9 protein-coding genes are annotated in these 12,471 nt (G+C 35.3%); 8 read left to right on the plus strand and 1 reads right to left on the minus strand.

Translation table 11 applies throughout. The features are described 5' to 3' along the window. Positions 1–4 precede the first annotated feature (4 nt). The 3 genes from nusA (at position 5) to Q0873_RS09510 (ending at position 4,865) form a co-directional block, all read left to right on the plus strand. Entirely contained in the window at positions 5–1,261 is a 1,257-nt protein-coding gene (gene nusA, locus Q0873_RS09500) for a transcription termination factor NusA (RefSeq protein ID WP_299106481.1), read from the plus strand. 131 nt (positions 1,262–1,392) lie between these two features. Then, positions 1,393–4,287, plus strand: coding sequence for a translation initiation factor IF-2 (gene infB, locus Q0873_RS09505; RefSeq protein ID WP_299106483.1), 2,895 nt, complete (start codon positions 1,393–1,395; stop codon positions 4,285–4,287). 152 nt (positions 4,288–4,439) lie between these two features. Then, positions 4,440–4,865: a hypothetical protein gene (locus Q0873_RS09510; RefSeq protein ID WP_299106485.1), complete on the plus strand. Its 426-nt coding sequence runs from the start codon at positions 4,440–4,442 to the stop codon at positions 4,863–4,865. Between the two features lie 54 nt (positions 4,866–4,919). Here Q0873_RS09510 and Q0873_RS09515 read toward each other — a convergent pair whose 3' ends face one another. Next, positions 4,920–5,282: an SPOR domain-containing protein gene (locus Q0873_RS09515; RefSeq protein WP_299106487.1), complete on the minus strand. Its 363-nt coding sequence runs from the start codon at positions 5,280–5,282 to the stop codon at positions 4,920–4,922. A 216-nt stretch (positions 5,283–5,498) separates the two neighbouring features. On the opposite strand from Q0873_RS09515, the gene Q0873_RS09520 reads away from it, so the two are divergent. The 5 genes from Q0873_RS09520 to Q0873_RS09540 are packed head-to-tail and all read left to right on the plus strand — an operon-like array spanning position 5,499 to position 12,466. Continuing rightward, a complete protein-coding gene (locus tag Q0873_RS09520; RefSeq protein WP_299106489.1) occupies positions 5,499–6,785 on the plus strand; it encodes a cytochrome c3 family protein in 1,287 nt (428 codons plus the stop codon). A gap of 33 nt (positions 6,786–6,818) precedes the next feature. Beyond that, a complete protein-coding gene (locus Q0873_RS09525) occupies positions 6,819–9,965 on the plus strand; it encodes a TAT-variant-translocated molybdopterin oxidoreductase (RefSeq protein WP_299106492.1) in 3,147 nt (1,048 codons plus the stop codon). Between the two features lie 26 nt (positions 9,966–9,991). After that, on the plus strand, positions 9,992–11,392 hold the full coding sequence (gene nrfD / locus Q0873_RS09530) for an NrfD/PsrC family molybdoenzyme membrane anchor subunit (protein ID WP_299106495.1): 1,401 nt from the start codon (positions 9,992–9,994) through the stop codon (positions 11,390–11,392). After that, positions 11,382–11,909, plus strand: a complete 528-nt coding sequence (locus Q0873_RS09535) for a DUF3341 domain-containing protein (RefSeq protein ID WP_299106497.1) — start codon at positions 11,382–11,384, stop codon at positions 11,907–11,909. Before nrfD ends, Q0873_RS09535 begins: the two co-directional genes overlap by 11 nt. Before the next feature lie 5 nt (positions 11,910–11,914). Beyond that, positions 11,915–12,466: a cytochrome c gene (locus tag Q0873_RS09540; RefSeq protein WP_299106500.1), complete on the plus strand. Its 552-nt coding sequence runs from the start codon at positions 11,915–11,917 to the stop codon at positions 12,464–12,466. Positions 12,467–12,471: the final 5 nt, after the last annotated feature.

The raw sequence follows: 12,471 nt of genomic DNA on the forward strand, positions 1-12,471 counted from the left end.
TGAAATGGAAAATATTGCGTTAATAGAATCATTTTCAGATTTTAAGGATAATAAAAGTATCGATAGAGTAACACTAATGTCTATTTTAGAAGAAGTGTTTCGTGCAGCGTTAAAACGTAAGTTTGGTTCTGATGAAAACTTCGATATTATTATCAATCCAGATAAAGGAGATTTAGAGATTTGGAGAAATCGAGTTGTAGTTGCTGATGGTATGTCAGAAGATGATAACGAAGAAATTGAGTTGTCTGAAGCAAGAAAAATTGAGCCAGATTTTGAGATAGGAGAAGATGTTTCTGAGGAAGTTAAATTAATAGATTTAGGACGACGCGCAATTTTAGCATTACGTCAAAATTTAATTTCAAAAATTCATGAGCACGATAGTACGAATGTCTTTAAGCAATTTAAAGATTTAGTAGGAGATATTTATAGTGCAGAAGTTCATCATATTAGACACAACGCAGTAATCTTATTAGATGATGAAGGGAATGAAATAGTATTGCCTAAAACAGAACAAATTCGTTCAGATTTCTTTAGAAAAGGAGATGCAGTACGTGGGGTTATCAAATCTGTAGAATTAAGAGGGAATAAACCAGCTATTATTTTATCAAGAACATCACCTGAGTTTTTAGTAAAATTATTTGAGCAAGAGATTCCTGAAGTTTTTGATGGTTTAATTACTATTGAAGGAGTAGCAAGGATTCCTGGTGATAAGGCTAAAATAGCAGTTGATTCTTATGATGATAGAATTGATCCAGTTGGAGCATGTGTTGGAGTAAAAGGATCTCGTATTCATGGTATCGTTCGTGAATTAGGAAACGAAAATATAGATGTAATTAATTACACTAAAAACGAAAACTTATTTATTGCTAGAGCATTAAGTCCAGCGAAAGTAACTTCTGTAGAAATTGAGAAATACGAAGAAGAGAAAGATGGTAAAAAAGGACGCGTAAATGTGTTGTTAAAGCCAGAAGAAGTTTCAAAAGCAATTGGTAGATCGGGAGTAAATATTCGTTTAGCTAGTCAGTTGACTGGATATGAAATTGATGTTCAAAGAGAAGGAATTGAAGAGGAAGATGTAGAGTTAACAGAGTTCTCAGATGAAATCGAAGCTTGGGTAATTGAAGAGTTTAAGAAAATTGGTTTAGATACAGCTAAGAGTGTATTAGAAAAAGATGTATCTATGCTAGTTCAAAGAACAGATTTAGAAGAAGAAACCATTTTAGAAGTTCAGAGAATCTTAAGAGAAGAATTCGAAGACTAATAAAAATAGTTTTTTTAGAATAAAGGGTTTTAGTTTGTTTACCTTCGCAGAATAAACAGGCACATGAGAAAAAAAACGTAACTACACGGGGTGTAAAGTGTGTTTTTTGAGTAAAAAGTATAAAACAATATATGGCTGAAGGCAAAAAGTTAAGACTAAACAAGGTTTTAAGAGAATTAAACATTTCTTTAGATAGAGCGGTAGAGCATTTAGAAAAAAAAGGCTTTGAAATCGAAGCGCGCCCTACCACTAAGATTTCTGATAAGGAATATCAAGTGCTGCTTGATGGTTTCCAGACAGATAAATCTAAGAAAGTAGCATCGAAAGAAGTTACAGAAGAAAAGAGAAAAGAAAAAGAGGCTATTCGTCAACAATTAGAAGCTGAGCAAGAAAAGAAACGACATGATGAGGAGGTTAAGAAGCAAGAGGTTTTAAAAGCTAAAGCTGAAAAACTTGAAGTAAAGACTGTTGGAAAGATTGATATTTCTACAGGTAAAAAAGTAGAAGCTGAAGTAGAAAAGGAAGAGCCTAAGTCAACAACGCCAGAACCTGTTAAAGAAGTTAAGGCGGAAGAGAAGGTGAAAGAAGAGCCTAAACCACAACCAATTGAAAAAGTTGAAGTACAGAAAAAAGAAGAGCCTAAGCCTAAGCCAATAAAGAAAATTGTACTTGAAGATAAAAAGAAAAAGGTTGTTAAAGAGGTAAAAACCGTAGCACCAAAAAAGGAAGTAAAGCCAGTGAAAGCAAAGAAGGATGAGAAGCCTGTAGAAGTAACTCCTGAAAATGCTGAGAAGATCAAAACTCAGTATAAGAAGTTAGATGGGCCGAAAATTACTGGTCAGAAAATTGATTTAAAACAATTTGAAAGACCTAAGAAGAAAAAACCAGATGCTAAGCAGGATAATAAATCTGGAAACGCAGACGCAAGAAAGAAGCGTAAAAGAATTAGTAAGCCTGGAGCTGGTGGTAACCAACAACAAGGTCAAGGACAAAACCGTGGCGGACAAAACCGAGGAGGTGGTCCAAACCGTGGAGGACAAAATAGAGGAGGCCAAGGAAATAACCGTGGTGGACAAAATAGAGGAAGAGGAAGACGTCCAGTAGTTCAAAAAGAAGAATTAACAGAAGCTCAAATCCAAAAACAAGTTAGAGAGACCTTAGAAAAGCTTCAAGGGAAATCTAAAAAAGGAAAAGGAGCTAAGTATCGTAGAGATAAAAGAGATCAACACCGTCAACAAGCAGAAGCAGAATTACAAGCTGCACAAGCGGAAAGTAAGGTGTTAAAAGTAACTGAGTTTGTTACGGTTTCAGAAGTTGCTACGATGATGGATAAACCAGTTACCGATATTATTTCTGCATGTATGATGTTAGGAATGATGGTAACAATGAATCAGCGTTTAGATGCTGAAACACTTCAAATTGTTGCTGAAGAGTTTAACTATAAAGTAGAATTCGTAGGAGCTGAAGTTGAAGAATCAATCGAAGAGATTGAAGATAATCCAGAAGATTTAACACCACGTGCACCAATCGTTACAGTAATGGGACACGTAGATCACGGTAAAACATCTTTATTAGATTATGTTCGTAAGGCGAATGTAATTGCTGGAGAAAGTGGAGGAATTACACAGCACATTGGAGCATACGGAGTAACTTTAGAAGAGGGGCAAAAGATTGCTTTCTTAGATACACCAGGTCACGAGGCCTTTACAGCAATGCGTGCTCGTGGAGCTCAGGTTACAGATATCGTAATTATTGTAATTGCAGCGGATGATGATGTAATGCCTCAAACAAAAGAAGCAATATCTCACGCACAGGCAGCAGGAGTACCAATTATTTTTGCAATCAACAAGATTGATAAGCCAAATGCAAATCCAGATAATATTAGAACGCAACTTTCTACAATGAATTTATTAGTAGAAGATTGGGGTGGTAATATTCAATCACAAGAAATTTCTGCAAAAACTGGTCAAGGAGTTGATGAGTTATTAGAAAAAGTATTGTTAGAAGCTGAAGTATTAGAATTAAAAGCAAATTCTGATAAAAATGCAGTAGGAACAGTTGTAGAAGCGCAGTTAGATAAAGGACGAGGATATGTTTCAACAATCTTAGTTCAAGCGGGTACTTTACGTATTGGAGATTACCTATTAGCAGGTAAGCATAGTGGTAAGGTTCGAGCAATGTTTGATGAGCGTGGAAACAAAGTAAAAGAAGCAGGTCCATCAACACCAGTATCAATTTTAGGTTTAGATGGAGCGCCGCAAGCAGGTGATAAGTTCAATGTATTTGATGATGAGCGTGAAGCGAAACAAATTGCTGCAAAACGTTCTCAATTACAACGTGAACAATCTGTAAGAACGCAAAAAACATTAACGTTAGATGAAATCGGACGTCGTATTGCATTAGGAGACTTTAAAGAGTTAAACTTAATCTTAAAAGGAGATGTAGATGGTTCTGTAGAAGCATTAACAGATTCATTCCAGAAATTATCTACTGAAGAAATCCAAGTTAATATCTTACATAAAGGAGTTGGAGCAATTACCGAATCTGATGTGTTATTAGCTTCTGCATCTGATGCAATTATTGTTGGGTTTAATGTACGTCCACAAGGAAATGCTCGTACAATAGCAGACAAGGAAGAGGTAGATATCAGAACATACTCTATCATCTATGATGCGATCAACGATCTTAAGGATGCAATGGAAGGAATGTTATCTCCAGAAATGAAAGAAGAGGTATTAGGTAATGTAGAGATTAGAGAGGTTTATAAGATTTCTAAGATTGGAAACATTGCAGGTTGTATGGTAATGAGTGGTAAGATAACTAGAGATGCTAAAGTACGTATCATCCGTGAAGGAATTGTTGTACATGATGGTGAGTTAACATCGTTAAAACGATTTAAAGATGATGTTAAAGAAGTTACAAAAGGATATGATTGTGGATTACAAATTAAGAACTACAATGATATTAAAGAGTATGACATGATAGAAGCTTATACTGAAGTAGCAGTTAAGAAGAAATTAAAGTAATTATTTTTTCAAATAAATATAAAGCGCCCTTTTTAGGGCGCTTTTTTTATGAAATAACATTTTGGCAAGTTGTTTGAAATAAAATAAATGTTTAAAGAAGAGATGTTTTAGGTACCTTTTTTTATATTTATCCAATAATAAAAATCCAAATTATGAAGTTGATGAGATTTATCCCCATATTATTGATGTTTGTTGGTTTTAGTGCCATTGCTCAAAACAATGAAAAATTGTTTGATAAAATTGAATATAATGCACAAACAAGAGGGGCACAGTTTAGTATAGAGGTGAATGATAATAAAGTGGTTTATAAAGGTAGTTATGGAGCTAAAGAAGTGCAGTTGACTAAAGCGCAACAAAAGCAATTAAATGAGCTTATAAAGGGCTTAGATTTAAATCTCATTTCATCTTTAAAAGCACCTTCTAAGAAAAGACTTCATGATGGGGCTTTGCATGGTGAGTTTGCAATTAAAGTAGGAGATAAAGACTATAAATCAAGTGGATTTGATGCAGGAAATGCTCCTAAAGAATTAAAACCGTTAGAAGATTATTTAAATACACTCATTGGAGGTATAGACTAAAAATAAAAAAACCGAGCAAGTTGCTCGGTTTTTTTATTTTTATTGTTTTGTCCATTACAATCGAACGACAATAGCTCCAGAAAATTTCTCTCGAATTTTATTCAAAGCTCTATCGGCATCCAATCGTGTTTTGTAATTTCCTACTTGGATTTTCCATTCAGGAGATTCATAACTTAATTTTGTGCTAATATTCGGATATTCAACTCTAAACCTACCTCGAATACTTTTGGCTGTTCTTTCAAGTCCGTTATATAACTGGATCCTATAGCCTATTTTATTGCGCTTATTGAATTCTCTTTTTTTCTCAATTAAAGAATTAATACTCTTATCGTTAGTTAACTTACTTTGTGCATTTCCACTGTAAATACCCAAGACAAGAACAATTAAAATGCTAGTTATTAATTGTGATTTTTTCATAATTCTGATTTCTTTTTACAAAAGTAACGAGTTGTTGGTTAATACATTGCTAAGTATTCTTATTTAGAATTAGTATAAATTGTAAATTAGGATTCTCTTAACATTTCACATTTTAGACAGAAGTAGTACTTTTGTGCAACTTTCTGTGGACTAATTGTGCTTAGTTGTAACAGAAAAAATTGTACCAAAATAGATACAAAAAATATATTTTACAGTATGAAAAGTGTGAAACATCACAACAGATTTACTCAAAAGCTCTTACAGAGTTTTGTTTTCCTTTTAGTTTTATCGTTAAGTTTTTCGGCGTATTCGCAAGATATTGATGAGGCACGTCAAAAGGAAGGAAAGAAGTTATTTAAAACCAATTGTGCTGCTTGTCATAAGTTGAACAAGAAATCTACTGGTCCAGCTTTAGGTAAGGTTGAAGAAAGAAGAGAAAATGATTGGTTAAAAGCATGGATTAAAGACAATGCTGCATTAAGAGCTTCTGGTAACAAGGACGCTATCGCGATTTTTGAAGAGTATAACGGGGCTAGTATGACAGCTTTCCCAACTTTATCAGATAAGAATATTGATGATATTCTTTACTACACAACAGTGGGAGAGATTAAAAAAGCTCAAGATCCAGGCGTGACTCCTATTGCTACAGGTAATGATGCGCCAAAATGGTTAATCTACATTTTAGCAGCAGCTATTGTAGTAGCATTTTTAATTATTGGTAGTTTATTAAAAACTATTAGTGAATTAAAAGGTGCTCCTAAGACTCCAGGTTTAATGGGGCAAGCTTCTGAGTTATGGGCTGGAATTAAGCAAAATACTTTCTTACATGTGCTATTTGTAATCTTTGGTGCATTAATGACTGCATATGTTTTATTCGGAACATTATTCAAAGTTGGTGTTGATGAAGGTTATCAACCAATTCAACCAATTGCATTCTCACATAAAATTCACGCAGGAGATAACAAGATTGATTGTCAATACTGTCACTCTGCTGCTAAACATAGTAAGCATTCAGGAATTCCATCTGTGAACGTTTGTATGAACTGTCACAAGAATATCTCAGAAGTAGCTGATGATACGAAAGTAGTGATGGAAGACCATACATTAACTAAAGCTGATTTAGATAAGGAAATCGCTAAGATTTACGAAGCTGTTGGTTGGGATGCTGAAAACTTAGAATATACAGGTAAAACGAAACCAGTAAAATGGGTTCGTGTACACAATTTGCCAGATTTTGCATACTTTAACCACTCTCAACACGTAACAGTTGGAGGAATTAAGTGTCAAAAATGTCACGGTCCAGTTGAAGAAATGGAAGAAGTATACCAATACTCTCCATTAACAATGGGATGGTGTATCGATTGTCATAAAGATACAAAGGTAGACTTGAAAGGAAATGAGTACTATGCTAAGATTCATGCAGAATTAGCGAAGAAGTACGGTGTAGATCAAGTTACGATTGCACAGTTAGGTGGAAAAGAGTGTGGTAAGTGCCACTATTAATCAATTTTAGAAAGTAGAAAAACACATATATAAATGGCTTCAAACAAAAAATACTGGCAAAGTGTTGAAGAACTGAAAGAAGGTTCTATTGTTGAAACGCTACGTAATAAGGAGTTTGTTCAAGAGATTCCTACGGATGAGTTTTTAGGTGATAAGGAAACTTTAGAGAATACATCAACATCTCGTAGAGATTTCTTAAAATATGTTGGTTTTACAACGGCAGCAGCTTCTTTAGCGGCTTGTGAAGGACCGGTACGTAAATCGATTCCTTATGTAGTACAACCAAATGATATTGTAGTGGGGGTTGCTGATTGGTATGCAACTACTATGGCAAATGGATATGACTTTGCAAATGTTTTAATTAAAACTCGTGAAGGGCGTCCAATTCAAATTATGCCTAATAAAGAAGCAGGAGGAGAAACAAATGCAAGAGTGCAAGCTTCTGTTTTATCTTTATACGATGAGAAATTACGTGTAAAAGAACCAACTAAAGGAGGTTCTGTAATTACTTGGGCTGATGCAGACAAAGAAATCGTTGCAAAATTAGAGCAGTTAAGAGATGCAAATGAATCAGTATTTTTATTAACTGGTACGTTAGCAAGTCCTTCAACTGATAAAGTAATTGCAGATTTTATTGCTAAGTATCCAAATGTAAAGCAAGTGTCTTACGATGCTATTTCTGAAAGCGGTGCATTAGATGCTTTTGAAGCAATGTACGGTAAGCGTGCTTTACCTAACTATAACTTCGGAAAAGCAGAAGTAATTGCTTCTATCGGAGCTGATTTCTTAGGAGATTGGCAAGGAGGTTATGAAAAGTCTTATTCAGAAGGAAGACAAGCGAATACTGGTAAAATGTCTTACCATGTTCAATTAGAAAGTAACATGTCATTAACAGGTGCAAATGCTGATAAGCGTGTGGTATTAAAACCATCTCATCAGGTATTTGCATTAATTAATTTATACAATGCTGTAACAGGAGGAAGCTTACCATCAAAAGCTACTCCAGTAGATGCTCAAGTAAAGAAGTTAGCTGAAGATTTAAAGAAGGCTGGTTCTAAAGGAGTTGTTGTTACAGGATTAAATGATAAAAATGCACAGTTAATTGCTTTAGCAATCAACAAAGCATTAAACAGTGAAATAGCTGATGTAACTAACGCTCGTTATACAAGACAAGGAAACGATACTGAAGTTGCTCAATTAGTAGCAGATATGAAAGCTGGAAAAGTTGGAGGTTTAATCTCTTACAACGTAAACCCAGTATATTCATTAGCAAATGCTGCTGATTTTGCTGAAGGATTAAAGAAATTAAAATTATCAGTTGCTTTATCAACTCAAAACGATGATACTGCAGCTGCTACACAATACACCTTACCTGCTCCACACTTTTTAGAATCTTGGGGAGATGTTATGGTTGAGGAAGGAATGTACGGATTAGTACAGCCTACTATTCAACCATTATTCAATACACGTCAAATACAAGATGTGTTATTAAAGTGGTCTGGTAGTACTGTAAACTATTACGATACATTAAAAGAATTCTGGAGTGTAAATGTTTTAGGAGGAAGCTCTTGGAACCAAGCATTACATGATGGATTCTTTAAGAAGGAAGCTGGAGAAGTTACTGAAGAAGAAGCAGCAATTAACAATGAAGTAGATGTAAATGCTGCAGCTGTTGCTTTAGTAAGAGAAGCTAACAATTCTTCTAAGTTCGAATTAAACTTATATTCATCAACTGCGTTAGGAGACGGTAAACAAGCAAATAACCCTTGGTTACAAGAATTACCAGATCCAATTACACGTGCTTCTTGGGATAACTATTTAACAGTATCTATGGCAGATGCTAGAGAGTTAAAATTTGAGAACCCAGTAAAAGATAACGGAGCAATTGATGGTAACTACGCTAACGTAACTGTTAACGGAGTAACAATAAACAACATTCCTGTAATGATCCAACCTGGTCAAGCTAAAGGATCTATCGGTTTAGCTTTAGGATATGGACGTAAGCACGGAATGAAAGACGAAATGCAAGTAGGTATCAACGCATATCCTTTCTATAAAGGAGGAAACAATGTTCAGTACAATGTTTCTGTAGAGAAAGCTAGTGGAATGCACCAGTTTGCTTGTATGCAGGTACAAAGTACTTTAGCAGGTCGTCATGATATCTTAAGAGAAGCTTCTTTAAAAGAAGTTAATGATAAGTCATTAGATCCTAAGCATACTTGGAACAAGCCATTCATGGTTTCTTATGATCACCAAGAAACTGAAGGAAGCAAGATTGACTTATGGGATGAGCATGATAGAACTTTAGGACACCACTTTAACTTATCTATCGACTTAACATCTTGTACAGGTTGTGGAGCATGTGTTATTGCATGTCACGCTGAAAATAACGTTCCAGTTGTTGGTAAAGATGAAGTACGTGTAGGTAGAGATATGGCTTGGTTACGTATTGATCGTTATTATTCTTCTACTGTTGAAGATAAGCAATACGAAGCAACTATGACTATGGAAGAGTTCAAAGCTCAAAACCCTAGCATAGCAAATCAAGACATTGAAAGAAAGTATACAGAGAAAGTATTAGGGTTAAGTAGAGGAGATTTATTTGATGCTTTAGAGAACCCAGCTGAGAATCCAGAGGTTACTTTCCAACCAATGATGTGTCAGCACTGTAACCACGCACCATGTGAAACAGTATGTCCGGTAGCAGCGACTTCTCACGGTCGTCAAGGTCAAAACCAAATGGCGTATAACCGTTGTGTAGGAACTCGTTATTGTGCAAACAACTGTCCATATAGAGTTCGTCGTTTCAACTGGTTTAATTATGCAGATAACAGTGAATTCGACTTCAACATGAATAACGAATACGGTAAGATGGTATTAAACCCAGACGTAGTAGTTCGTTCTCGTGGAGTTATGGAGAAGTGTTCTATGTGTATCCAAATGACGCAAGCAACTATCTTAAAAGCGAAGAAAGAAGGAAGAGCAGTTAAGAAGAATGAATTCCAAACTGCATGTTCTCAAGCTTGTTCTAATGGATCTATGGTATTTGGAGATGTTAACTCTGAAGATACTGTTGCAGCATTAAAAGAAGATAGAAGAGCTTTCCACGTGTTAGATTATATTGGAACTAAACCTAATGTAGTTTACCAAGTGAAAGTTAAAAATACAAACGAAGCTTAATAATAAAATTAATAAGTATATAGATTATGTCGTCTCATTACGAATCATCTTATAGAGAGCCTTTAATACTTGGTGAGAAATCTTACCATGATATTACAGAGGATATCGCTAGACCAATTGAAGGTAAAGCGAACAAAAATTGGTACATCGCATTTTACATCTCATTAGCAGCAATGTTATGGGGGTTCGGATGTATCTTCTACACAGTAGGAACTGGTATCGGTGTTTGGGGATTAAGTAAAAACATCGGTTGGGCGTGGGATATTACTAACTTCGTATGGTGGGTTGGTATCGGTCACGCAGGTACACTTATTTCCGCTGTACTTTTATTATTCCGTCAGAAATGGAGAATGGCAATTAACCGTTCTGCTGAAGCAATGACTATCTTTGCGGTATTCCAGGCGGGATTATTCCCAATTATTCACATGGGTCGTCCTTGGAATGGTTACTGGGTATTACCAATTCCTAACCAATTTGGTTCGTTATGGGTAAACTTTAACTCACCACTTTTATGGGATGTATTTGCAATTTCTACTTATTTATCGGTGTCATTAGTATTCTGGTGGACTGGTTTATTACCTGATTTTGCTACGATTCGTGATAGAGCAGTAAAACCTTTCCAAAAGAAAATATATGCATTATTATCATTCGGATGGTCGGGTAGAGCTAAAGACTGGCAACGTTTTGAAGAAGTTTCATTAGTATTAGCAGGTTTAGCTACTCCGTTAGTACTTTCGGTACATACCATTGTATCGTTTGACTTCGCAACATCGGTTAACCCAGGATGGCACTCTACAATCTTCCCTCCTTACTTCGTTGCCGGAGCAATCTTCTCAGGATTCGCAATGGTACAAACGTTATTAGGTATTATGCGTAAGGTTACAAATATGGAAGCATATATTACACGTTTACACGTTGAATATATGAACATCGTAATCATCTTAACAGGTGGTATTGTAGCAGTAGCATATGCAACTGAATTCTTTATTGCATGGTATACAGGTTCACCTTATGAAAACTATACGTATTTATCATTTGGTGCTGAAGCAGGAGCTTATGGATGGGCATTCTGGTCGTTAATGATTTTCAACATCATTATTCCACAAGTATTATGGATTAAGAAAGCAAGAAGAAGTTTTATCGTTTCATTCATCGTATCTATTGCAATTAACATTGGTATGTGGTTTGAGCGTTTCGATATTATCGCAATTGTATTAAGTAAAGGACAATTACCATCTACATGGTGGCGTTTTGAGCCTACGTTTGTAGATGTAGGTATCTTTATTGGAACTATCGGATTCTTCTTCGTATTGTTCTTATTATACGCTAGAACATTCCCGGTAATCCCAACAGCAGAGATTAAAACAATCTTGAAATCTTCAGGAGAGAGTTATAAAAAATTAAGAGAGGAGAACAATGAGCACTAATAAAGTAATTCACGCATTATATAATGATGATGATATCTTAATGGATGCCGTTAAGAAAGTAAAAGGAGCACATCATCATATTGAAGAAGTATATACGCCTTTCCCAGTTCACGGATTAGATAAGGCAATGGGCTTAGCTCCTACGCGTTTAGCAATTACAGCATTTTTCTATGGTATTACAGGTACTTCAATTGCTGTATGGTTAACATGGTATACAATGATTGCAGACTGGCCGCAAGATATTGGTGGTAAGCCAAGTTTTTCTTGGGCAGAGAATATGCCAGCGTTCGTTCCAATCTTATTCGAATTAACGGTATTTTTTGCAGCGCACTTAATGGTAATTACTTTTTATATGAGAAGTAAGATTTGGCCATTTAAGGAAGCAGAAAACCCAGATCCAAGAACTACCGATGACCATTTCTTAATGGAAATTGAAGTTCATGATAATGAAGAAGAGTTAAAAGCTTTGTTAGAAACAACAGGAGCTGTAGAAATTAACGTAGTAGATAAGCACTAAGACATATGAAGAGTTTAAAAATATTTATCGCTTTAGTTGCTGTTGCAAGTTTATCTTCTTGTAACAACAAACGTAAACCACAAGTACAATACATGCCAGATATGTATGTATCGGTACCTTACGATGCAAATGGGGTAAGATCTGCTGGAGATGTTCCTGTGAACAGATTACCAGTTGCAGGTACGGTAAGTAGAAATGGAGTAGTAGCTTATGATATCCTTGATACAAATGAAGGATATGAAAAGGCAAAGGCTGAATTAAAAAATCCTTTACCTCAAACAGAAGCTAACCTTGAAAAGGGTAAAGAGTTATACGGAATTTACTGTGCTACTTGTCATGGTAAAAAAGGAGATGGAAACGGAGTGTTATCTCAAAGAGATAAATTTAGTGGTATTCCTAAATATAATGATCCTGCTAGAAACATTACGGAAGGTAGTATTTACCACGTAATTATGTATGGTAGAAATAATATGGGATCTCACGCATCTCAATTGAATTACAAAGAGCGTTGGCAAGTAGTTCAATACGTAGAAAAGTTAAAAAGCGAATTAAAGTAAGTCTA

The sequence above is a fragment of the uncultured Tenacibaculum sp. genome (genome assembly GCF_947498805.1).
Taxonomy (GTDB): domain Bacteria; phylum Bacteroidota; class Bacteroidia; order Flavobacteriales; family Flavobacteriaceae; genus Polaribacter.

What these genes read in the sequence shown, in the direction of transcription:
- nusA (WP_299106481.1), top strand. Translation starts at nt 5, where the DNA reads ATGGAAAATATTGCGTTAATAGAATCATTTTCAGATTTTAAGGATAAT.
- infB (WP_299106483.1), top strand. Translation starts at nt 1,393, where the DNA reads ATGGCTGAAGGCAAAAAGTTAAGACTAAACAAGGTTTTAAGAGAATTA.
- Q0873_RS09510 (WP_299106485.1), top strand. Translation starts at nt 4,440, where the DNA reads ATGAAGTTGATGAGATTTATCCCCATATTATTGATGTTTGTTGGTTTT.
- Q0873_RS09515 (WP_299106487.1), bottom strand. Translation starts at nt 5,282, where the DNA reads ATGAAAAAATCACAATTAATAACTAGCATTTTAATTGTTCTTGTCTTG.
- Q0873_RS09520 (WP_299106489.1), top strand. Translation starts at nt 5,499, where the DNA reads ATGAAAAGTGTGAAACATCACAACAGATTTACTCAAAAGCTCTTACAG.
- Q0873_RS09525 (WP_299106492.1), top strand. Translation starts at nt 6,819, where the DNA reads ATGGCTTCAAACAAAAAATACTGGCAAAGTGTTGAAGAACTGAAAGAA.
- nrfD (WP_299106495.1), top strand. Translation starts at nt 9,992, where the DNA reads ATGTCGTCTCATTACGAATCATCTTATAGAGAGCCTTTAATACTTGGT.
- Q0873_RS09535 (WP_299106497.1), top strand. Translation starts at nt 11,382, where the DNA reads ATGAGCACTAATAAAGTAATTCACGCATTATATAATGATGATGATATC.
- Q0873_RS09540 (WP_299106500.1), top strand. Translation starts at nt 11,915, where the DNA reads ATGAAGAGTTTAAAAATATTTATCGCTTTAGTTGCTGTTGCAAGTTTA.